We start from the raw sequence: 22,428 nt of genomic DNA, 5'->3' as shown, positions 1-22,428 counted from the left end.
ATGCCACCTTCCTGGTCGTCTGAAGCGTGGATAACAGGTTGCTCACTATATTCCAGGCGAAACTTTTGAGCTACAGCCAAGTCGGTGCCGGTTCAGGCGGAACTGGGGGAGAGCGGCCCGAACGTCTCTGGAAGGGCGGAATTGGGCGGCAAGGCGGACACCGTCACGCTGTTGGTGCGTTCGGGTTTGTACCATCCCACGGCGGAGCCCCGCAGGGCCTGGATGGCGGATCCGAAAACCACGTACGCGCGCAGAGGTTCGTAAATGAGCCGGTAGATGGGCACCATGAGCAGGTGCAGGAGACTCTCACGCACCATCAATACCGCCACTATGGAGATGAGCATATGGGTTGCGGCAACAAAGGCAGAGAAAAGCGCGATTGCCTGCCATTCTCCACGGGCCAGGCTGCTGATGGCCACGATGACGGTCAGCGGCATAAAGATCAGCGGCACAAGCACGGAGATCAGTGCGTACGGCATGGTGAGCAAGCCGAGTGCTCCGAACTTGGGGTTGAAAAGCATGCCACGGTGCTTGTACAGGGTCTGGATGTTGCCGTAGGTCCAGCGAAGCCGCTGCTTGAACAAACCGCGTACCGTCAGCGGCGCCTCGGTCCAGGCCACCGCTTCGTTCTCCTGGACGATGCTGTACCCCAGGCGCTGCAGGGAAAGGGTAAGGTCGGCGTCTTCTGCCAGGGTGTCATGGGAGTAACCGCCAGCCTTCAGCAGCGCTTCCCGCCGCCAGGCGGCACAGGCCCCGGGCACGATCGAGATTGCCCCCATAAGGCCCTCCGCCATCCGCGTCACACAAATCCCGGACAGGTATTCCAGGCTCTGCCAGGCAGTGATGAGGTTCCGCCGGTTGCCCACCTTGACATGCCCGGCGACAGCCCCCACCTCCTTGCCGTTTCGGGGAGCCATGAAGTGCCGCGCAAACATCTTGATGGTTTGGGGCTCGAACAACGTGTCGCCATCGAGCGTGATGATGATTTCTCCCCAGGACTCATTGATGCCGTGGTTACTCGCCACTGACTTCCCGCCGTTGGGCTGGTTGATGACACGGAGTTGGGGCCACGTCTTGGCATACTCCGTCAGAACTGCCAGCGTCCCGTCTGTTGAGCCGTCGTTCACCGCCACGACTTCCATCAGTGGATAGTCGCTGGCCCGGAGGGCATCAAGGGTTTTGGTCACCACCGGTTCTTCATTGAACACAGGCAGCACCACACTGACGAACGGCCATTCCGTTTCCTTGATGTTGTCCCAGCGGCGCCTCTTTTGCCGTGCGTTATTAATCAGGGCCAGGACAACGAACAGGAATGTGAGGATGGTCAGGGACCCGATGCCGAACCAGAACAGCCAGTTCAGCAGGACGTTAGGGGTGACCAGGTAGGTGGTCACCGCTGCGAGGGTGACGTTGTCCTCCAGCGTGGCAGGGGCAGAGCGCTGGGGTACAAAGTCCGCGGGCAAAAGTGGCTGGACTGTGGTGAAGGTGTAGCCCTGCGCTTTGGCGCGCGGGATGAATTCCTTCAGCATGTTGACAGTTGCGGTGCGGTCACCGCCGGCGTCGTGCATCAAAACGATGTGGCCCTGGCCGTCCAGTTCGGGGGCTTGAATCGGCACTCCGGGCGCGTACTCCCAGTCGCGGGTATCAATGTCCATGTTGACGTGCAGATACCCCAGTTGCTGCGCCTGCAGCAGGGCAAGGGCGTTGTTTTCCGGGTTGCCGGTGGGGATCCGGAACAGCCTTGTATCGTAGTGGTCCATCGCCCGCATCACACGGTCCGCCCCAATAATCTGCTGCCGGTTAAAGGCATCGTCATGTGCCCAAAAATCTATATGGGACATCGTGTGGTTGCCGATCATGTGCCCTTCGCGGATGGTCCGCTTGAAGAGGTCCGGGTACTTGACGATGTTGTCACCCACGGGGAAGAACGTTGCCGGTACTCCCTCCTTGGACAGCAGATCCAGGATTTCGGGCGTGAAGCGCGGGTCCGGCCCGTCGTCGAACGTCAGCATGATGGTCTTGGCCATCGGCTCGCCATAGGCTTCCATGACGTAAGGACTGTCACCGATCAGTGCGATTTCCGCCGGCGTGGCTTCCCGCCATACGGTGTCGCTGAAGGGGTCCTTGAGGAGCGTTTTACCGTCCCTGTGATCCACCAGTGCTATGCGGTGGTAGACCGAGGTGCGCTCCTGGTAACCGATCCTCGGGATGTTTTCGAGGTCCTGCAGCGCAAGCAGGTTCCGTGGATAGTCCGAGGCCTGGTTTTGTTGCCCCGGCCTCAACGGCGCGGTTGCGGCCGGGAGGATGCCCACCGCTGAGAGGACCACCAACAGCACGCCGGCCAGTAGGAGGCTGAGAACTCTCTGCCAGCGGTAGCCGGTGGCATCGAAAAAGACAGGGGCCCTGCCGATTGAGTGCGGAGGAGCTGGTTTCGTCATGATTACCTTAAGAGGGAATCTTGCCTGCAGGTGTCTTTACAGGGGCACGGAGAGATGACAACCGAAGGAGGGCGGATCGGGGTTTGATCTGCCCACTGCGTGGCCCCGGACCCAGCATTTCCCGGAGTGTCACCGTGTCAAGAAGACTATGAGCGCCCCCGCTGCGGCACATGCGTAGCTTGTACTCGTGTTTTCCACGGCAACGTACCTGTATGGATACTCATCAGTGCCAGGGCGGTACTCCCAGCATTTCTGCCGGTAGCATCAGGTCCAATGAATAAAGCGCTGTGGATCTGCTGCCTCGTAGGCGCCGCCGTCGGGATCACCCTGGGTCTCGCTGTCTTTGACAGCCCGTTTATCGGCTTTGCCGTGGGACTGGGCGTTGGAGCAATCGTAGGCGCCGGTATAGGACCGCGGCGCTAGTCTGCCGGCGCCTGGCTGAACGCCGGGAGAGACCAGGTGGAACGGTCACTCGTGCGGTCCGCTGTTGTTGCAGCCGTCCGCAGCGCACCCGTCAGGGGAGTGCTGCCGGGATAGGCAGAACCAGTGTGATAGCTGCCCCTGATCCGGCTCCGTTTCACCTGCCGGCCCTGTCCGCTCAACTGGGAGTTTTCCTGTCCGCTCAACTGGGAGTTTTCGGATGGAGCGGCCAGTCGCCGGCGTTCTCCGGCGCCGTGGTCCCAGGAGCCAGCCTCAAGCAGACGCGGCAGCACCCGCCACCAAGGCCCGCAAAAGGGCGCGGCATTGGGGAGGCCCTTCTCAACGCTACTTGACATAATGTAGATTATCGGCGTTTTGGAACGGAGTCGGAAGGGGCAGGAATTGGCCCTCGAGGATACGGAACAAACCATGCCACGACAGGATGTCTCCGCAGGTCATTGTCTTATTGCGGGCGCTCGTTAAGAATGAGTCAATGACGGTCTACGTGCGATCACTTGAAACTGCAGTTCCAAAAACGATGCTGATCCAAACAGAAGCACGTGACGTGTTTGCGGCCCAGCCCGGTTTGTCCAGGCTTGGCTCGCGGCTGGTCAGCACCTGTTTCGACTCTGCCGCCATTGATACCCGCTATTCCGCCGTGGAGGAACTGACCGCGGATTTCCGCTCGGACGATCCCCAGTTCTTTGACCCTGACACCGGCCTGCTGCTGAACCCCAGCACGAAGGTCCGTAATGACATCTTCGGCCGCGAGGCGACCAAGCTCTTCGTCCAGGCCGCCCGTGCTGCGGTGGACGCAGCCCCCGAAATTGACTTACTTGACATAACTCATCTCGTGACCGTGTCCTGTACGGGGTTCTTTAACCCTGGCCCGGACTACAAGATCGTCCGCGAACTAGGTTTGGATCCGGCCGTGCAGCGCTACCACCTGGGATTCATGGGCTGCTATGCAGCTTTTCCCGCACTTCGGGCTGCCAAGCTGTTCTGCGAAGCCGACCCGCAGGCAGTTGTCCTGGTGGTGTGCGCAGAGCTTTGCTCCCTGCACGTGCGTACCTCCAATGATCCGGACACCATCATGGGCTCAGCCCTTTTCGCCGATGGTGCCGCCGCCGCCGTCGTCACTGCACGCAGCGGTGCCGAGGATAAGTCCCTGCTCCAGCTTGACCATTTCGAAACGGTGCTCACACCGGTCGGCGAGGACTCGATGGCGTGGAACATCGGCGACCACGGCTTCGAAATGGTATTGGGAAATTACGTGCCGCACATCATTGACGACCACATCGTCGGTGCCCTGCAGCCCCTCCTCGCCCGCGACCCGGAGCTGGAGGCACTCCCCTACACGTCCATCCGGCACTGGGCCATCCACCCCGGCGGGCGGAGCATCCTGGACAAAGTCCAGTCCCGGCTGGAACTCACTGACGAACAGCTGGTCCCGGCGCGGGAGACGTTGCGGAACTACGGAAACATGAGCAGCGCCACGGTGCTGTTTGTCCTCAAACACATCTTGGAGCAGGATCCGCAGGACGGGGATGAACGGATCTGCTCCATGGCATTCGGCCCGGGACTTACGGTGGAAACCGCCCTGTTCACCAAGCTGCGGCAGGCTCCCGCGACGGCACTGGTGGACCAGGCCGCCGGGCACGCCGCCGCGGAAGTACCTGTCTCCTGAGCGCCTTGGACCTGCTGATGCGGCAGCGCGCCGTCGATGCCGTGGAATTGATGGATGCTCCTGATTGCGATGTCGGGCGCCTGCAGAACACCTACCGCCAGTTCGCGGTGATTAACCGCGCGCTGTCCGGATGGCGAAGGCTGTACGTCCGGGAGCTTCGTCCTCATCTGGCCCGCTGCACGGCTCCGGCCACCCTGCTGGACATCGGCTGCGGCGGAGGGGACCTCCCCTATCAGCTGGCGCGCTGGGCGGGCAGGGACGGACTTCCGCTGAAGGTCACCGGCATAGACCCTGATCCGCGAGCGGCGGCATATGCGAGGGGACGTCCGCTCCTTCCCGGCGTCGAGTTCCGGCAGGCGCACAGCGCTGATCTGGTCCGCGAGGGCAGGCGGTTCGACTTCGTCATTTCGAACCACGTCCTGCACCACCTGTCGGAGGCCGAACTGCAGCAGCTGCTCGCCGACTCGGCTGCCCTCTGCATCAGCAAAGCGCTGCACAATGACCTGAGGCGCAGCCCTGCGGCGTATGCCCTTTTCTCCGCCGCAGCCCTGCCGTTCCCGCATTCCTTCATTCGGGCGGACGGCCTGACATCCATCCGCAGGAGCTACACCCTTTCCGAACTTACCGCCCTCGCTCCCCTGGGCTGGCTGGTCGAAGCCACCACCACGTTCCATCAGGTTCTCGCCCTGCGCAGGACATGAAGTGGCACGGTCAACGGATGTCCTAATCGTCGGTGGCGGTCCGGTGGGTTTGTACCTGGCCGCCCTGCTGCTGCAGGAGGGTGTCCGTGTTCGAGTACTTGAACAGCGGCAGGCCAGGAACCTGCACTCACGGGCCATCGGCATCCACCCACCTGCACTGGAGGCACTGCAGGAAGTGGAAATTGCCGCTTCCGCGGTCCGCAACGGGGTGCGGATCCGGGAGGGCATGGCTGTCAGTGGCGGGAAAACGGTGGGCGTCATGCCGTTTGCCGGGGCGTCGGAAACTTATCCTTTCGTCCTGGCCCTGCCCCAGTACAGGACCGAGCAGCTCCTGGAGGAGCGCGTCCACCAACTCGACTCCGGCGCCCTGGTCAGGGGTGTGCGCGTCAGGGACATCGCGGACGACGCCGGATCAGTCACCGTGGTGGGCGAACCCGCAGACGGCGCCAAGGGACGAAGGGCGTCCTTCACCGCGTCCCTCGTGGTGGCGGCCGACGGCGCCCGGTCGCCGATGCGTGATCTCCTGGGAGTGCCGGTAAGCAGGAAGGACTACCCGGACCACTACCTCATGGGTGACTTCCGGGACTCCGGGCTCTACGGCGAGCGGGCGGTCCTGTTCCTCGAAACGGGCGGAATTGTCGAGTCCTTTCCGCTGCCGGGCACAGTGCGCCGGTGGGTCGTCCGGCTGGAAAGCCCTGCCCGTACCACCGCGCCGGAGGATCTGGCACAACTGGTCCTGCGCCGGACCGGGATTCTTCCGGACGCGGGCACCAACACCATGGTGAGCGCGTTCAGCGTCAGGTCCACCGTGGCCCGGAGCATGCTGGCCGGCAGAGTGTTCCTGCTCGGCGATGCCGCGCACGAGATCAGTCCCATTGGTGGCCAGGGCATGAACCTCGGCTGGCTGGATGCCCAGGACCTCTCCCCCATCATTCAGGCAGCGTTGGCACACGGAATCCGCCACCAGGACGTGGAATGGCGGCTCCGGGAATTCCAGGTTCGACGCCGGCGGGCCGCCGCGGCGGCCAAGCGGCAGTCTGAGATCAACATGATGCTGGGACGGCCGCTGCCCAGGCCGTTGCTGGACCTGCGGAACCTGGGGATGAGCGCCGCTGCCGCCACTCCCGCTGTCAACCGTTGGGTGGCGAGGCGCTTCACGATGCAGCAGTGGTAGCTGTCCTGGCTGACAGTAAGTCCGTTTCCGGCTTTGGTCAGCTCAGCATGGCCAACAGCCGAGCGGAAGGACGGTCTGCCGGCCGGCGGTTAGGCTTTCCCCATGAGCCAAAGCTTGCCCGAGACCACGCACACCGCAGAGCAGCTCCGTGAAGCAGTGGAGCGGATGCTTGCGGCCGGTTCCCTCCCGCCGATCGTGCAGGCAGGCCATCCCGCACTCCGGCAGCGCGCTGCCGCCTTTGACGGGCAGTTGTCCGATGACCAGCTCGGGCGCCTGATATCGCTGATGCGCGAGGTAATGCACGAGGCTCCTGGTGTTGGGCTGGCAGCGCCCCAACTCGGGATACCGCTGCAGCTGGCCGTCATGGAGGACCAGTACGACGTCGATCCCGACGCTGCTGCCCTCCGTCACCGGAACCCTCTGGACTTCCTCGCCGTCCTGAACCCCCGCTACACACCGCTGGCTTCCGGCCTCGCGTCCTTTTACGAGGGTTGCCTTTCACTCAACGGACTCCAGGCCGTGGTGGCCCGGCACGAAAAGGTGCTTCTTGAGTTCCAGACACCGGAGGGAAGCGCCGTGGAGCGGGAGTTTTCCGGCTGGCAGGCCAGGATTGTGCAGCACGAAACTGACCACCTGAACGGTGTGCTGTACCTTGACCGCGCACAGCTCCGGTCCCTGAGCAGCAACGCCGAATACGCCGCCCATTGGGCCGAGCCGGGCATCGGCAAGGCGCAGCAGGGCCTCGGTTTCGACGCCGGTCCTGCCGGTATCAGCATCCGCTGACGCCGGCGCCCCGAGTGCCGCAGGAATCGGCTGCGGCAGCCCTAGGATGGTTCCATGCCCTCCACCACGGACCTTCCTCTACTGTGCCCGGTGTGCCGGAACCTGCTGGAACTCTTGGCCGCAGGTCCAGCCGGGCAGGGCCGGCTGGTCTGTCCTTCAGGCCATAGTTACGACGCCGCGCGGCAGGGCTATTTCAACCTGCTGGTGGGAAAGGGCACTGCCTTCGAGGCTGACTCTGCTGACATGGTCCAGGCGCGCTGCGACTTCCTGGATGCGGGGCACTACCGGCCGCTGGCAGCTGCGGTGGCCGCCGCCGTCGTACCCTGCCTGCCCGGGGAACGCGGCGCTGTCCTTGATGCAGGAACGGGAACCGGTCACTACCTGAGGTCCGTGCTGGACGAAGCGGCAGCCCATCACCGCGGCAAAGTGGCTGCGCTTGGCCTGGATATCTCCAAATTCGCCCTGCGCCGGGCGGCCCGGCTCAACCCCGAGGCTTTGAACCTGGTTTCGGACGTCTGGCAGCCGCTGCCGCTGGCAGACGCGTCAGTAGATGCCATTACGGTCATTTTTGCCCCGCGCAATGCGGCCGAGTTTGCCCGCGTCCTCCGGCCCACAGGCCGCCTGGTGGTGGTCACGCCCCGGAGCGGCCATCTCGCCGCCATCGCTGCAATAACCGGGATGCTCGGCATCGAGGAAGGCAAGGAAGCCAGGCTGACCGAAACGATGGGAAGCCACTTCCACCCCGAAAAAAGCATTGACGTCGACGTACCCCTGGCGCTGACACGGCGGCAGGCTGCTGACCTGGCCTTCATGGGGCCGGCTGGCCACCACCTTGATCAGGGGCACCTCGCTGAACGGCTGGCAGGCATGTCCGAGCCGATTGCAGCAGAAGCGAAGTTCCGACTGACAGTCTTTAGAGGCAGCAAACCGGCTGCGGAGTAACGACTTGGCCACTATCCCCCCACCACCGGTGGAAGCCCGCCCACCGCTGGCCAGGCCGCACTAATATTAAGAGGACAGTCACTGGCGGTGACCCCGTTCGGCTCCCCGTCGGAAAGGGGAAACATTGTTCGAATGGCTCGGGGAAAACTGGTGGGCATTATGGCTCACCGCCTTCCTGGCGTTTGCAGTGATCGAGATGATCACCCTTGACCTGTTTTTCATTATGCTCGGCGGCGGAACCCTCGCCGCGCTGGCAGCAGACTTCGCGGGCGCTGACCTCTGGCTGCAGATCGTCGTTTTTTGTGTGGTGTCCCTGCTCATGATTGCCTTCGTCCGGCCCGTCGCACTGGCCCATCTGAAAAACGGCCCCTCCGAGCAGCGCACGAATGTCGACCGTCTCATCGGTGAGACGGCCACTGTGATGGAGCCGGTCACGTCCGAGGGCGGCCTCGTTAAAATCGGCGGAGACATTTGGACCGCACGTTCCGCAGGCGGTGTCCTACCCGCCGGCCAAAAAGTAGTGGTATCCGCCATCGATGGAGCCACGGCGCTGGTGGCCGTGCCGCCGGAAGCAGCAAGCCCGTCCTGATACAGCCTGAACACATGGGGAACAAGGAGATGTATGGATAACGCAGGAGGAACTGCATTGGCTATTGTGCTGGTGGTCCTGATCGTGTTTGTGATAATCGTTCTGGTCCGGGCGGTGCGGATCATTCCGCAGGCCCGTGCAGGCGTGGTTGAACGGCTGGGCAAGTACCAGCGGACGCTCAACCCAGGGCTGACCATCCTGATTCCGTTCGTGGACCGGCTTCTGCCGTTGCTGGATCTGCGCGAACAGGTTGTTTCGTTCCCTCCGCAGCCGGTGATCACCGAGGATAACCTGGTGGTCTCCATCGACACCGTTGTCTATTTCCAGGTCACGGACCCGAGGGCCGCAACGTACGAGATCGCCAACTACATCCAGGCAGTGGAACAGCTGACAACCACCACTCTCCGCAACGTTGTGGGCGGCCTGAACCTCGAAGAAGCGTTGACCTCCCGTGACCAGATTAACGGGCAGTTGCGCGGGGTGCTGGACGAGGCCACCGGGCGCTGGGGCATCCGTGTCTCCCGCGTCGAGCTCAAGGCCATCGATCCGCCGCACTCCATACAGGACTCCATGGAGAAGCAGATGCGCGCGGAGCGGGACCGCCGCGCCGCAATCCTTACTGCCGAAGGTACCAAGCAGTCAGCCATCCTGACCGCCGAAGGCCAGCGCCAGGCGTCCATCCTGGCGGCGGAAGGCGACGCCAAGGCCGCGATCCTGCGGGCCGACGGCGAGGCTCAGGCAATCCAGAAGGTTTTCGACGCCATCCACAAGGGCAACCCGGACCAGAAACTATTGGCATACCAATACCTGCAGACCCTTCCGAAGCTTGCGGAAGGATCCTCCAACAAGTTGTGGATCATCCCCAGCGAAGTCGGCGAGGCCCTTAAGGGGATCGGCAACGCCCTGGGCGGAACAAACCCGGATCCTGCCGTAGCCGGGCTGTTCGACGAAGTGGGAGCCAAACCCTCCGAGCATTAGGAGCAGGAAACACACGGCGAGGGGCCGGCAGCGGATGCCGGTCCCCCTTGGTTTTGGTTGCCATGGCCCGCACCCGTATAATTGGGTATTTGTCCGGCAGGAGCAGATCCGCTGGAACAACCAAGCTTCGCAATGCGTTGAATCTTAAGATGCAGCACAGAGCACACAGTAGTCCGGCGGTGTTTTTCAGCCGCCGGCTAGCGCGGGTTTTTACTCCGCGAACCGACCAGAGGGAGAAAACATGAGCGATCGCAGCCTGCGGGGCATGCGCCTTGGCGCGCAGAGCATGGAGACCGAGTCCGGAGTTGAGCCGGCTCCGCGTCAGCGCGTCGAGTACCGGTGCGAGGACGGCGAGCAGGTTTTTGTGACGTTCTCCTCCGAGGCGGAGATTCCCCCGGTTTGGGTTTCCAAGACCGGCAAGGAAGCGCTCCTGGTCGACGGCGAACGCCCGGACACCAGCAATGACAAAGCCGTCCGCACGCACTGGGACATGCTGCTGGAACGCCGCTCCCTCCCCGAGCTGGAGCAGATCCTCGAGGACCGGCTGACCATCCTGCGCGAACGCCGTGGAGAGCGCCGCTCCGCATAGTACCTTGTATTGAAAGCAAGGGCCGTCCCCACATTGTGGGAGACGGCCCTTGCTGTTTGCCACTCTGCTTCTGGGCGGCAAGCGGGTGCGCGCTTACCGCTGTGCCGGCAACTTCTTCCGCGTAAGGGTGTTCCAACGGGCCTGGAGTCCCCATTTGGTGACGTTGATCATGGCTTCAACCACGATGTTGCCGCTCATTTTGGAGGCTCCAAGTTCCCGCTCCACAAAGGTAATGGGCCGTTCCTCGATCCGGAGACCCATGCGGGCCACCCGCCAGGCAAGGTCCACCTGGAAGCCGTAGCCCACCGAGTCCACCTGGTCCAGGTTGAGCTTTTCCAACGTGGTCCTGCGGAACGCGCGGTATCCGCCGGTTACGTCTTTGATCTTCAGGCCCAGCATCAGGCGTGCGTAGGTGCTTCCCACCCTTGAGATGGCCTGCCGGTACAGCGGCCAGTTCACGACGCTTCCGCCGGGAACCCAGCGGGATCCCATGGCAAGGTCGGCGCCCTGGTCGATGGCCTCAAGGAGCTGGGGAAGCTGTTCGGGCTGATGGGAACCGTCAGCGTCCATCTCCACAAGGACGTCATAGCCGGCATCAAGGCCCCACTTGAAGCCGGCGATGTAGGCAGCCCCCAAGCCTTCCTTGCCCTTGCGGTGCAGTACATGCACCTGCGAGTCCTCGGCAGCGATGCCATCGGCGAGCCGGCCAGTGCCGTCAGGGCTGTTGTCATCCACCACCAGCACGTCCGAAGCCGGGACGGCTGCGCGGAGCCGCTGCAGCGTAATAGGCAGCGATTCCAGCTCGTTGTAGGTGGGGATGATGGTAAGGACGCGCACAGAAGGCCTTCCTGAAGGGAACGGTCGGTGCACCCGCGGGCGAGCGAATTCGCTGGCAGGCGCAGCTACCCATTATAGGGCGGAGACTGGAGGGGTCAGGAACGCAGCGCAGGGCTCGTGTGCAGTTCCACGCCGTCCCTGACAGTCTGCAGGCACACGGGATCCGAGCCGGTGTCCAGTGCCGGCAGCAAGGGTGTCCGGGCCCGGGGATCGGTGCTCCACGACTGGACCCTTCCGTCGGCCACCTGCACCATCAACTCCTCGACTTCCCAGACCGCGAAACTGGCCGGCGCTCCGGGGACAAGCTGGCCCGCCATGGGGTTGTGGTACTTGGCGGCCCTCCAGCCTGCCCGGGTGTGGCCCAGGAAAGCGGCCCGTGCCGAAATCCGTTCAGCCTCGTTGTGGTGCTCAAGGCAGGCCCTGACGCTGGACCAGGGGCGCAGCGGCGTTACGGGGCTGTCGCTGCCAAAACAGACTGGAACCCCTGCAGAAAACAGGCTGGCAAAGGGATTCATGGATCTGCTCCGCTCCCCCAGGCGTGTCTCGTAGAGCCCGCCTGGACCGCCCCAGGCAGCGTCAAATGCGGGTTGGGCACTGACTGTAACGGAGTATCGGGCCAATGTGGCAACAGCGGCCGGTTCCACCATCTCCACGTGCTCAAACCGGTGGCCTGCCGCCCGAATCCTCTGCTCCCCAACCTCGGCCGCTGCCAGGTCCAACGCTTCCAAAGCTGCATCCAGCCCGGCGTCGCCAATGACGTGGAAACCACCCTGGATCCCGGCCAGGGAACAAGCAGCAAGATGGGCCGCTGCCTCCCCGACGCTCAGGTAGAGGCTGCCGGACTCGTTGGGGGCGTCGCTGTAGCCGGACCGCAGGGCTGCTGTCCGTGACCCTATGGAACCGTCGATGTTCAGGTCGCCGGCCAGTCCCCGGACGCTGACACCCAGCTGGTCAAGAATGCTGCGGGCGTGTTCTTCCGATGAAGCCAGTTCGCCCCAGTAAGTCAGGACTTCCGGCGTGGCTGTGCCGCCGTTGCTGTTCCAGTTCCCCGCAAGTTGAAGATCAAGGGCACCGCCGATGTGTGGAGCGCCAATCTCCGCCACTGCCACGTAGCCATTGGCTGCGGCCTCGGCGAGGGCACGGCCCTGGTGCCTTGCGAGCACCTCGGCCGGGAGCCGCCGAGTTGCCTGCCGGGCTGCTGCGTGCGCCGCCAGCCGTACCCTTGGGCCGCCGTCGAAACCATCAAGCCCGCGGAGGCCGGCCGCTGCAGCCAGGGACGCCGAGACTAGGGCCGAATGGACGTCAACGCGGGAGAGGTAGACAGGGCGGCCCCCTGCCGCCCTTTCCAGCTGCTCAGCCGTGGGGAGGGTGCCGTCCGTCCAGGTGGTGTCGTCCCAGCCATGCCCCAGGACCGGGCCGTCACCGGGCGCAGCAGCGACAGCGTCAAGGAGCTCCCTGGCCGACCTCACGTCCTGCAGTGACAGAGACTCCAAGGCAATTCCTGTCTCTGTCAGATGCATGTGGGAGTCTACGAAGCCGGGGGCAACCAGGGCTCCGCGGAGGTCAATGACCTCCATTGAACTGTCAGCGATCGAAGATGCTGCCTGTTCCGATCCAACCCACGCCACCGTGTCACCATCCACCAGCATGGCCGAAGCAAAGGGGTCAGCGGCCGTATACACCGAGCCGTTGCGGTAAAGGACAGGCTTGGTCTTGGGGCGGGATCCGGGCTGGTCTTCGGGACGGGGCATAGGAAAGCGAAACTCCTGGAAGTAGGACGGCCGGCAACAGCAGGCGGTGGGGTCAGAGGACGGACGAGTAGGCCACAACGCCGCGGCGGATCAGTGCGATGGCGTCGGAACAAAGGCGTGCGAGGCGCGGGTCCAGGCCGGGAATCTTCGCCAGTTGGTCCAGCAGGTCAACCACCTGCTTCACCCAGCGGACAAAGTCGCCGGCGGCAAGGTCCGTTCCACTCAGGACGTCCTGCAGGTGCCGGCCGCGGGCCCACTTGTAGATGGGCCATACCAGGCCCAGTTCCGGTTCGCCGGTCAACGGAAGTTTGTTTTCCTCTTCCGTATCTTCCAGGGCGGACCACTCCCGGACAACGATGTCCACCGAGGTCTCCAGTGAGATACTTGGCATCCTCGGCCGCATGCCGCGGTCCTCGCGCTTGGCCTGGTACACCAGGACACTGGCCAGGGCGGCGACTTCCACGGCGTCAAGGTCGTCGAAGGCGCCAAGACGGAGGGACTGGGAAATCAGAAGGTCCTTTTCCCCGTAAATCCGCCTCAGCCTCTGTCCGTCAGGGCTGATGTTCAGCCTGCCGTCCGGTGTCGGCTCCAGGTATCCGTAGGAGGAAAGGACGTCGCAGACCCGGTCAAAAGTCTTGGCAATGGTGTTGGTGCGGCCTTGGATCTGCCGGACCAGCCCGTCCGTCTCCCGCCGGAGCTTCCACCAGCGTTCTGACCAGCGGGCGTGGTCCTCCCGTTCGCTGCATCCGTGGCACGGGTGCGCGCGGAGGGCGCGTCGCAGGTCAGCGATGCGCTTTTCCTGGTTCGGCAGGGCGGTGGCGAGGCCGAAGTCGTTGTTGCGGTTGTTGCCTGGGGCCGGCGGGCGGTTCTCCCGCAGCGCGTTCCGTGCTGATGATGCCAGGTCGCGCCGCGATTTGGGCACCTTCGCATTGAAGGACTTGGGTATTCGGATGCGCGTCACCGGAGCAATGGGACCTTCGAGATCGTCGGTCCCGATCCGGCGCAGCTGGTTGTCCAGCGTCAGCACGGCGGGCCGGGGCTCGCGGCTGCTGTGGTCCGAGCTCAGCACAATCGCCGGTCCGGGGGCCCGCCCGCCGGGGACATTCACCACGTCTCCCGGGAGCAGGCGCGCCAATGAATCATCGCTAAGTGACTTCCGGGCGCGTGACTTGGTCCGGGAAGTGACGTTTTCGGCGTCGGACAGTTCCCGGCGCAACCGCGCGTACTCTGTGAAGTCGCCGAGATGGCAGGTCATCGATTTCGCATAGCCCGCCAGCGATTCCTCGCGGCTGCGGACCTGCTTTGCCAGGCCCACCACCGAGCGGTCCGCCTGGAACTGCGCGAAAGAGGATTCCAGGATTTCGCGCGCCCTGGCCCGCCCGAACTGGGCCAGGAGGTTGATGCTCATGTTGTAGGTGGGCCGGAAACTTGAGTTCAAGGGATAAGTGCGCCGTGAAGCCAGGCCGGCCACCGCCGTCGGGTCTGTACCAGGCTGCCAGAGCACCACGGCGTGGCCTTCGACGTCGATGCCCCGCCGCCCGGCGCGCCCGGTCAGCTGCGTGTATTCCCCTGCGGTGATGTCCACGTGCGCTTCGCCGTTGAATTTGTCCAGCTTTTCGAGCACAACGGAGCGGGCAGGCATGTTGACGCCCAGGGCGAGGGTTTCGGTGGCGAAGACGGCCTTCACCAGTCCGTCCGCGAAGAGCTTCTCCACCACTTCCTTGAAGGTGGGCAGCATGCCGGCGTGGTGGGCGGCGAAGCCGCGCAGCAGGCCATCACGCCAGGTCCAGAAGCCCAGAACGTCGAGGTCGTCCGGGGGGATGTCGCGGCCGGCCTCGTCCACGCGCTCCGCGATGATCCGCTGCTCTTTTTCGGTGGTGAGCCACAGGCCCGAACCGACGCATTGGGCAACGGCAGCATCACAGCCGGCCCGGGAGAAGATGAAGGTAATGGCCGGGAGGAGGTCCATGCGGTCCAGGCTTGCGATGACCTGCGGCCGGCTCGCCGGGCGGACGCCGCGTTCGTCGCCGCCCCTGCCTGGACGGTCGTTCCCTCGCCTGCCGCGTTGGCCGCGGCCGGGGGCAGACCTGGCACGGAAGCTTTGCATGCTTTCGCTGCGGGCAACCGTGAGGAGATCGGGGTTTACATCAAAACCACGGCTCGCGGCAGTGTCCTTGCGGGAGTCCGGCTGCGCTTCGTCAGCATCCACGGGCGGAGCTATCTCGTCGAAGGTTGTCTCGCCGGCAAAAAGGTCCATGATCTGGCGGCCCACCATGACGTGCTGCCACAGCGGCACGGGCCGGTGCTCGGACACAATGATGTCCGTGTCGCCGCGCACCGTATCAAGCCACGCACCGAACTCCTCGGCATTGGAGACCGTGGCGCTGAGGGAGGCCACCTGCACTTCGCTGGGGAGATGGATGATGACTTCTTCCCAGACGGCACCGCGGAAGCGGTCGGCAAGGTAGTGCACCTCGTCCATGACCACGTAGCCCAGGTCGCCCAGGGTTGCTGAATCGGCGTAGAGCATGTTGCGGAGGACTTCAGTGGTCATCACCACCACTGGAGCGTCACCGTTGATGCTGGTGTCACCGGTCAGGAGGCCCACGCTGTCGGAGCCGTACTTGTCGCTGAGCTCGGTGAACTTCTGGTTGCTCAGTGCCTTGATGGGTGTGGTGTAAAAAGCCTTCAGGCCCCGTTCGAGGGCAAGGTAGATGGCGAATTCGCCGACAATCGTTTTGCCGGCCCCGGTAGGCGCCGCAACCAGCACTCCCCTGCCCTCCTGCAGCGAACGGCAGGCCTGGCGCTGAAAATCATCGAGTTCAAAGTCGAGGGTGCGGGAGAAAGCGCCGAGGTAGGTGGCTGCCTCGGCCCGCTGCTCGGCGCTGAGGCGGTACTTCTCCGCCGGTGAAAGCTCTTCGGGCTCGCCCGGACCGGTAGGAAACTGCCTGGGCTGGAACGAACCGTCGTTGGAGGACATACCCCAAGCCTAATGGGCGCTTAGAGGTTCTTCAGCTCACTGCCCGGGGTGGCGACGTCGGCTGTGGCCTCGGTCTCGGCCATCCGTTTGGCCTCACGGCGGGCCCTGCGCTTGTCGTTCATCAGGCAGACACCGATGGCTGCGAAGAAGAGCACCAGCAGCGGGCCGGCCAGCATGAACATGGAAATGGCGTCAGCACCGGGGGCAGCGATGGCTGCCAGGACAAACACCAGGAACACGGTGATGCGCCAGGCCTTGAGGATGGTTTGGCCGGAGATAACGCCGGCCATGTTGATGCCCACCAGCACCACCGGAACCAGGAACGCAATTCCCAGCACAAGGACCATGCGCGTGACGAACTCAATATATGTGCGGGCATCAATGACGCTGGACGAGCCCTCCGGCGTGAACTGTGTCAGGGCATGGACCACCTGCGGCACCACCAGCCAGCCCATCCAGATGCCGGCAAGGAACAGGGGGACAGCTGCAGCCATGTAGCCCAGGGTGTAGCGGCGTTCCTTGGAGGTAAGGCCCGGGGTAATGAACGCCCACAACTGGTAGATCCAGATGGGGCTCGAGATGACCGCCCCTATCAGCAGTGACATCTGAAGCTTGAAATCGAACGGGGAGGCGATGCTCCCGAAGTTGATTGCGGCGAGCCCGCCGGTTTGTGCCGAGATGCGGTTGACCGGCTCGGCCAGCGCCTTCAGCAGCGGATCGTAAAGTATCCATCCTCCAATGCCGCCAATGACGACGCCGATGGCCGACTTGATCAGCCGGTTCTTCAGCTCCTTGAGGTGGTCCCAAAGAGCCATCCGCCCTTCGGGGTTGGCTTTACGGGCCCTCGACAGTGCCACTGGGGGTCAGGCGCGGTTCGACGGCGGAACGTCAGTGCCGTCGGTTGGCTCGCCGTGCTGCGCCTTGGGGTGGTTGACGATGGTGCCTTCCACGGGGCCTGAGGCGTCAGTGGAGTCGGTCTTGCCGTCGTTCTTCATTTCCTTGACTTCGGATTTGATGATCCGCATGGACTGTCCAAGGCTGCGCGCCATGGCCGGAAGTTTGGGCGCGGCAAAAAGAAGCAAAGCAACAACAATGATGATTACGATGGGCCAGGGGCCATCAAAGAGTCTTCCCACGGGAATTCCTTTCGTCTAAGTACATTTTACTTCCAGGTGAAGTCCAGATCGCCGAGCGCCTGTGGCTGGCCCCGGTCCGTCTTGCGCTGCACCCGTTTGAGGCGGCGTTCTTCCCGTCGGGATGACTTGGATGCCTCGTAATCATGTCGCATGACGGTCGGCGAGGCAAAAACTGCCGAACCGGGCTGCGGCCTTGCCGGGTCCGCGCCCATGGCCGGCTGCTCCATGGGGCCAAGGTGCCCCAGCTTCTCGCCTGCCGCCCCCAGATCCCGGAGGGTGGCCATGAACTGGCGGAACAGCCGGATGCCCAAAAAGACATAGAGGAGCAGTGACAGCGCAACGAGCGCCACCCATATGAGAATCCAGGACCACCAAGGCATGTTTTGAAGTCTAGCCGCCGTATCTGGCCAGCGACGCCGCCAGCCACGCCCGGGCAGCGTCGGCAAGCTCCGCCGGAGCCACGATACGGGCGGAACCGCCGTGCTGGGCCACGAACATCGGTAGCCACGCTGTATTCCCGAACCGTATCTCAGCCACCAGCCCGCCGTCGTCAAGTTCTGCTGTGCGTTCCGCGTAGTAGTCGTCCGCCAGGCCCCTCCCCTGCCGGGTGAGCTGGACGGTGACAAGGGTGTCGTCCTCCTTGGCGGTGAAAAGTTTTGCCGGAGCCCCCGTGGCCGGCGTGGTCCCTGCTGGAACGGGCCGCCCGTTCGGTTGAACGTCCTGTATGCGGTCCAGGCGGAAATTCCTCAGCCCCTCCACCGAATGGCAATAGGCCTCGAAGTACCAGGTGCTGTCCAGCGAGTAGAGGCGCAGCGGGTCCACATCCCGTTCCGACACGCTGTCCCGCTGCGGAGCCAGGTACTGAAGGCGCAGTTGGGAACCCGACTCGATGGCCTGCCGGATGGTGGCGTGCGTGGTCGCATCAGCCGGTGCCACTTCCGGCCCGGCAAGGGAGGCTGCCCGCAGGCCTTCCTCACCGGCCGCCGCCAGGAGCTTGAGGGTTACTGATTGCAGGGCACCGTCCTCAGCTACCTCCGGCAGCCCGTTCAGTGTCTCCAGCCCGGTCAGGAGGGCGCAGGCTTCCTGCACGGTGAAGCGTACGGGCTGGGTCAGGTCCAGGTCCTGGGTTATATAAACGTGGTCATCCTCCCACTGAATGTCCAGCAGGTCGTCCGGGTATCCCTCCGGCAGCCCTGAACATATGAGGATTTGCAGATCATCCTCCAGTTCCTTCCTGCTGATGCCGAAGTGCCGGGCGACGTCCTGGATGTGCAGGCCCTGGTTGTGCACCAGGAAGGGGACCAGTTGAAGCATCCGTTTGAGCTGGTCCTCGGAAGTGCGCGCCCGGACGGAACGGGCGGGCACACTGGCGAACTGGAACTGGGGAACGGGGGCTGCGCTGAACTCCGCGGCGGCGTGAAGTCTTCGCCGGACGGCGTCGGCAAGTTCGGCGGGAGCCACGGCCAGGGCGTCAGGGCCGTAGGAAGCGAGCTCTTCCGCCAGGGCCTCCGGGTCCCTGTACTGCAGGCTGATCCTTTCGTACCCGGCTTCGGGTTGATCGCCGCGAGGGCTGTCCTGGATGGTTTCCCGTGCAGACTCCGGCGCGGTACTGCGGCGTCGCAGTGCCAGCAGCCGCCCTTCCCGGACGTCCAAGACGGCGGGGCGCAGCGGCAGTTCCGGCAAACGGTCCAGTTCCTGCCGGATGTTGAACCCGAGCGGTGGCGCAAATTGCTCCCGTTCGAGCGTGGTCACCGCGCTGGTGAAGCGGGAGAGCCGGAAATGGCGGGGGGCTTTCCGGCCGCGGTCGTAACCGGCGAGGTACCAGTTCCCGAACCGGCTTCCCAGGCCCCAGGGCTCAACGGTCCGCTGTTCCTCTGTTCCGGTGCTGCCCGCAAGGTAGGTGAACGTGACGGGGTGTTTGGCATGCATTGCCGCAACGAGGTCGTCGAAGGCCTGCCCCGCGGGTTTGATCCTGGGCTGGACACCGGCGGGAAACTGGACGTCCGCCATCGCGCCGGACGCCTGTAGCTTGCGCAGCGCGCTTTGGGCGGCCGTGCCCAGCGCTGCCCGCTCCCAGAGTTGGGAGGCCAGGAGGAGTACTGTCCACTCCCCCGGTCCGAGTTGGACTTCCGGCAGGCGGTTGGATTCCTTGCCGATGCGGTAGCGGGTGGTGGCGGGATCGTCTTCGCTCCAGCCAAGGTCGGTCAGTGTTTCGACCTCGAACCCGAACTTGCGGAGATCGCTTTTGTCGCGTTCAAACATCCGTCCGAAGGAGGCCTCATTGCCCGGGGTGTCCCGGTAGATCGTGTCACGCAGTTCACTGCGGCGCAGGCCGTACCTCGTGTTGAGCAGGGCGATCAGGAGGTTCAGGAGGCGTTCAGTACGGGATGCGGACACCCTCGTTACGTTACTAAACTCCGTGCCGGAACGCAGGAAGCGCGGCAGCAGCAGGATGTGATGGTCCTGTTGCTGCCGCGCTCCTGACGGCTTGCCGGTTCCTGGTTAGCGAACGCCCACGAGGTCAACCACGAAGATCAGGGCTTCGTTGGGTGCAATTGCGCCACCGGCGCCACGGGAGCCGTAGGCCAGCTCGGAGGGAATTTCGAGGCGGCGGCGGCCGCCTACCTTCATGCCCAGGAGGCCCTGGTCCCAGCCCTGGATGACCTGTCCGACTCCCACGCGGAAGTCCAGGGGTGCGCCACGGCCCCAGGAGGCGTCGAATTCCTCGCCGGTGGACCAGGCTACGCCCACGTAGTGGGTGGAGACGGTGTCTCCGGCCTTGGCTTCGCGGCCGTCACCTTCGATGAGGTCGGTGATGACGAGTTCCGTGGGGACATCGCCCTCGGGGAAGTCGATTTCGGGCTTCTGGCGGTCAAAATCGCGCTGTCCAAAAGACATGGTAGCTCCTTGGTGTTCGGCAGATGATGTGCTGCTGGTGGATGCCGCGGCGAGGGCCGGGCCTGTTGCCATTGTTGCTACTTGGCTCCGAGGATGTCCACTACGAAGACGAGGTCGCCCTTGGCCTCGCCCTGGCCGGCGTCGCCGTAGGCCAGGTCCTTGGGGATCACCAGAAGGACGCGCGAGCCTACGGTTTTGCCCGCGAGGCCCTGCGTCCAGCCCTTGATAACGCCGGTAAGCGGGAAGCTTGCCGGTTCGCCGCGGTCGAAGCTTGAGTCAAATTTCGTGCCGCCCACAAGGGTGACGCCAACGTAGTTCACCGTCAGGGTGTCAGATTCCTTGACGGTGGCGCCCTTGCCCTTGATCAGGTCCTGGGAGATAAGCGCGGCAGGCGCGGCAACACCTTCGACGTTAATCTCGGGGATGCCGTCCTTCTCGGTGACTGTAGGCAGGCCGGCCGGCGGGGTCACTGTCTCACCTTCGGGCTTCTCCAGGACAGGGGTTACGTCAGAAGCGGAGAGGACCTTGATGATCAGGAGCTGCGTGGGCTGCGCTGCGGGTGACGGGCTCGGGCTGGCGCCGTCGGAGGGGCTGGGGGCGGCTGCACTCTGCTGCCCGGGCACGGCGAGGGCAAGGCTGGAGCCGACCTTGGCGCCAACAAAGGCGTTGTAGATCACTTCGCTGCCGGTCTTCAACTCCTCGTTGAGTTCCAGCGGCTCGGGCTCACTGGGGAACGTGTCCTCCAGCGTCGAGCCATCCGCGCCGTTCAGGGCAAGGATGGAGATGTTGGCGATCTGGTTCGCCTTCACGGTGTCGCCGTCGCCCTCGGTGACCACTTTGATGGTGGGTTCAGTGACTTCGAGCGGCTTGGCGAATTCCACGCCGGGAGCTTTTTTGTCCCCGTTGTCGGTCAGTTTGAGGGAGTCGAACTTCGCAGTCTCACCAGCGGACTTGCTGGTGGGTTCCGGCTCCGCAGTTGAACCGCCGCAGGCGGTCAACAGCAGCAAAGCGGGAAGAAGGAGTGCTAATAGTCGGCGCACGTGAAAGAACTTTCGTCGGGGCAAGGTGGAGGCGGTGCTCCGCAACTCGGCGGGCGGCACCGCGGCAGGCCCTCAAAAGGGGCTTTATCCAGAATAGCCCCTGAAGCTGGGTGTCAGCCCATAGAGTCGAGAAGGGCATCCACTCGATCATCGACGCTGCGGAACGGGTCCTTGCACAGGATGGTCTGGTGGGCGCGGTCGTTCAGTTTCAGGTGAACCCAGTCCACGGTGTAATCGCGGCCCAACTCCTGCGCCCGCCGGACAAAGTCACCACGAAGTTTAGCGCGGGTGGTTTGGGGCGGCGCGTCAACTGCATCCTTGACTACTGTGTCGTCCACAATGCGCCGTGCCGCCCCCCGGGACTGCAGCAGGTAGAAGAGCCCGCGGCTGCGGGAGATGTCGTGGTAGGTCAGGTCGAGCTGGGCTATCCGGGGTGCGTCCAGTCCAAGGCCGTGCCGTTCCCGGTAGTTGTCCATCAGCTTCTTTTTGATGGCCCAGTCAATCTCCGTGTCGATGCTTCGGGTGTCGCCGCTTTCGATCGCCTTCAGCGTTCGCTCCCAAAGGTCGAGGATCACAGGAACGTGGGGGTTGTGGGCGCCGTTTTCCCTGACGAACGCTGTTACTTTTGTCAGGTACTCCTGCTGGATCTCCAAAGCGGTGAGCTGGCGCCCGTTGGCGAGCCGGACCAGTGCACGGCCGCTGAGGTCGTGGGAGATTTCGCGGATGCTGCGGATGGGATTTTCCATCCGCATGTCCCGCATGATGACCCCGGCCTCGATCATTCTCAGCACCAGGTCCACTGTGCCCACCTTCATCAGGGCGGTGGCTTCAGACATGTTGGAGTCGCCAACGATCACATGGAGGCGGCGATAAAACTCGGCATCCGCGTGCGGCTCATCACGGGTGTTGATGATGGGCCGGGACCGGGTGGTGGCTGAAGAAACCCCTTCCCAGATGTGGTCTGCACGCTGGGAAAAAGCGAAGGTTGCCCCGTGGGGGGTCTTCAGGATCTTTCCCGCGCCGGCGACGAGTTGCCTGGTGACCAGGAAGGGGATCAGGATTTCGGCCAGCCGGGAAAACTCGCCCCTGCGGGGAATGAGGTAGTTTTCGTGGCTGCCGTAGGAGTTCCCGGCGGAGTCCGTGTTGTTCTTGAACAGGTAGACGGTGCCGTTGAAACCTTCAGCTGCCAGGCGTGCCTGCGCCTCGTCCACGAGGTCGTCGAGGATCAGCTCTCCGGCACGGTCGTGGGCGATCAATTGCGCAAGGTCGTCACACTCGGCCGTGGCGTACTCGGGATGGGATCCCACGTCGAGGTACAGCCTGGAGCCGTTCGTGAGGAAAACGTTGGATGAACGGCCCCAGCTGACCACCTTCCGGAAGAGATAGCGGGCCACCTCCTCCGGGGCAAGAGGCCTCGAGTCGGGGCTGGAATAGGAGATCCCGAATTCCGTTTCGATGCCGAAGATTCTCTTGTCCATCTCTCCT

The 22,428-nt window shown here is 63.8% G+C and carries 20 protein-coding genes; 9 read left to right on the top strand and 11 right to left on the bottom strand.

The window, feature by feature from the left end:
- Window positions 1–92 precede the first annotated feature (92 nt).
- Complete coding sequence (locus AC5RTE_RS01950; RefSeq protein WP_494039720.1) at window positions 93–2,438, bottom strand: bifunctional polysaccharide deacetylase/glycosyltransferase family 2 protein; 2,346 nt, start codon at window positions 2,436–2,438, stop codon at window positions 93–95.
- Window positions 2,439–2,711: 273 nt separating this feature from the next.
- Here AC5RTE_RS01950 and AC5RTE_RS01945 point away from each other — a divergent pair, with 273 nt between their 5' ends.
- The 9 genes from AC5RTE_RS01945 (at window position 2,712) to AC5RTE_RS01905 (ending at window position 10,301) form a co-directional block, all read left to right on the top strand.
- Window positions 2,712–2,861 (top strand): hypothetical protein, encoded by a 150-nt coding sequence (locus AC5RTE_RS01945; protein WP_494039719.1) that lies wholly within the window; start codon window positions 2,712–2,714, stop codon window positions 2,859–2,861.
- A 490-nt stretch (window positions 2,862–3,351) separates the two neighbouring features.
- Window positions 3,352–4,545 (top strand): type III polyketide synthase, encoded by a 1,194-nt coding sequence (locus AC5RTE_RS01940; RefSeq protein WP_494039718.1) that lies wholly within the window; start codon window positions 3,352–3,354, stop codon window positions 4,543–4,545.
- Window positions 4,546–4,562: 17 nt separating this feature from the next.
- Window positions 4,563–5,246, top strand: a complete 684-nt coding sequence (locus AC5RTE_RS01935) for a methyltransferase domain-containing protein (RefSeq protein ID WP_494039717.1) — start codon at window positions 4,563–4,565, stop codon at window positions 5,244–5,246.
- A gap of 1 nt (window position 5,247) precedes the next feature.
- Window positions 5,248–6,420 carry an FAD-dependent oxidoreductase gene (locus AC5RTE_RS01930; RefSeq protein ID WP_494039716.1) on the top strand — a complete coding sequence of 391 codons (1,173 nt, stop codon included), beginning with the start codon at window positions 5,248–5,250 and terminating at the stop codon, window positions 6,418–6,420.
- Window positions 6,421–6,522: 102 nt separating this feature from the next.
- Window positions 6,523–7,203: a peptide deformylase gene (locus tag AC5RTE_RS01925; protein WP_494039715.1), complete on the top strand. Its 681-nt coding sequence runs from the start codon at window positions 6,523–6,525 to the stop codon at window positions 7,201–7,203.
- Window positions 7,204–7,257: 54 nt separating this feature from the next.
- A complete protein-coding gene (locus tag AC5RTE_RS01920; protein ID WP_494039714.1) occupies window positions 7,258–8,145 on the top strand; it encodes a methyltransferase domain-containing protein in 888 nt (295 codons plus the stop codon).
- Window positions 8,146–8,269: 124 nt separating this feature from the next.
- Window positions 8,270–8,734 (top strand): NfeD family protein, encoded by a 465-nt coding sequence (locus AC5RTE_RS01915; RefSeq protein WP_494039713.1) that lies wholly within the window; start codon window positions 8,270–8,272, stop codon window positions 8,732–8,734.
- A gap of 33 nt (window positions 8,735–8,767) precedes the next feature.
- Window positions 8,768–9,712 carry an SPFH domain-containing protein gene (locus AC5RTE_RS01910; RefSeq protein WP_494039712.1) on the top strand — a complete coding sequence of 315 codons (945 nt, stop codon included), beginning with the start codon at window positions 8,768–8,770 and terminating at the stop codon, window positions 9,710–9,712.
- Window positions 9,713–9,953: 241 nt separating this feature from the next.
- A complete protein-coding gene (locus tag AC5RTE_RS01905; protein ID WP_013600997.1) occupies window positions 9,954–10,301 on the top strand; it encodes an RNA polymerase-binding protein RbpA in 348 nt (115 codons plus the stop codon).
- A 93-nt stretch (window positions 10,302–10,394) separates the two neighbouring features.
- Here the strand turns inward: AC5RTE_RS01905 and AC5RTE_RS01900 are convergent, their stop codons facing one another.
- The 10 genes from AC5RTE_RS01900 to pafA all read right to left on the bottom strand — a co-directional run bounded on the left by AC5RTE_RS01900 (window position 10,395) and on the right by pafA (window position 22,421).
- On the bottom strand, window positions 10,395–11,138 hold the full coding sequence (locus AC5RTE_RS01900) for a polyprenol monophosphomannose synthase (RefSeq protein WP_494039711.1): 744 nt from the start codon (window positions 11,136–11,138) through the stop codon (window positions 10,395–10,397).
- A gap of 95 nt (window positions 11,139–11,233) precedes the next feature.
- Complete coding sequence (locus AC5RTE_RS01895; RefSeq protein ID WP_494039710.1) at window positions 11,234–12,889, bottom strand: amidohydrolase; 1,656 nt, start codon at window positions 12,887–12,889, stop codon at window positions 11,234–11,236.
- A gap of 52 nt (window positions 12,890–12,941) precedes the next feature.
- A complete protein-coding gene (locus AC5RTE_RS01890; RefSeq protein ID WP_494039709.1) occupies window positions 12,942–15,869 on the bottom strand; it encodes a DEAD/DEAH box helicase in 2,928 nt (975 codons plus the stop codon).
- A 20-nt stretch (window positions 15,870–15,889) separates the two neighbouring features.
- Window positions 15,890–16,684, bottom strand: coding sequence for a twin-arginine translocase subunit TatC (tatC, locus tag AC5RTE_RS01885; protein WP_494039708.1), 795 nt, complete (start codon window positions 16,682–16,684; stop codon window positions 15,890–15,892).
- Between the two features lie 48 nt (window positions 16,685–16,732).
- Window positions 16,733–17,005 carry a Sec-independent protein translocase subunit TatA gene (tatA, locus tag AC5RTE_RS01880; protein WP_494039707.1) on the bottom strand — a complete coding sequence of 91 codons (273 nt, stop codon included), beginning with the start codon at window positions 17,003–17,005 and terminating at the stop codon, window positions 16,733–16,735.
- Window positions 17,006–17,031: 26 nt separating this feature from the next.
- The gene (locus tag AC5RTE_RS01875; RefSeq protein ID WP_494039706.1) at window positions 17,032–17,385 is read right to left on the bottom strand and encodes a hypothetical protein; all 354 of its coding nucleotides are present in this window, start codon (window positions 17,383–17,385) and stop codon (window positions 17,032–17,034) included.
- Between the two features lie 10 nt (window positions 17,386–17,395).
- A complete protein-coding gene (locus AC5RTE_RS01870) occupies window positions 17,396–19,402 on the bottom strand; it encodes a helix-turn-helix transcriptional regulator (RefSeq protein WP_494039705.1) in 2,007 nt (668 codons plus the stop codon).
- Between the two features lie 105 nt (window positions 19,403–19,507).
- Entirely contained in the window at window positions 19,508–19,903 is a 396-nt protein-coding gene (locus AC5RTE_RS01865; RefSeq protein ID WP_104997974.1) for an FKBP-type peptidyl-prolyl cis-trans isomerase, read from the bottom strand.
- A gap of 77 nt (window positions 19,904–19,980) precedes the next feature.
- Window positions 19,981–20,943, bottom strand: a complete 963-nt coding sequence (locus AC5RTE_RS01860) for an FKBP-type peptidyl-prolyl cis-trans isomerase (RefSeq protein ID WP_494039704.1) — start codon at window positions 20,941–20,943, stop codon at window positions 19,981–19,983.
- Between the two features lie 113 nt (window positions 20,944–21,056).
- Window positions 21,057–22,421, bottom strand: coding sequence for a Pup--protein ligase (gene pafA, locus AC5RTE_RS01855; protein WP_494039703.1), 1,365 nt, complete (start codon window positions 22,419–22,421; stop codon window positions 21,057–21,059).
- Window positions 22,422–22,428 lie beyond the last annotated feature (7 nt).

It is taken from the genome of Arthrobacter sp. K41, assembly GCF_059089645.1.
The sequence above is the reverse complement of the archived record's forward strand: the minus strand, read 5'-3'. Positions and strand labels throughout refer to the sequence as shown.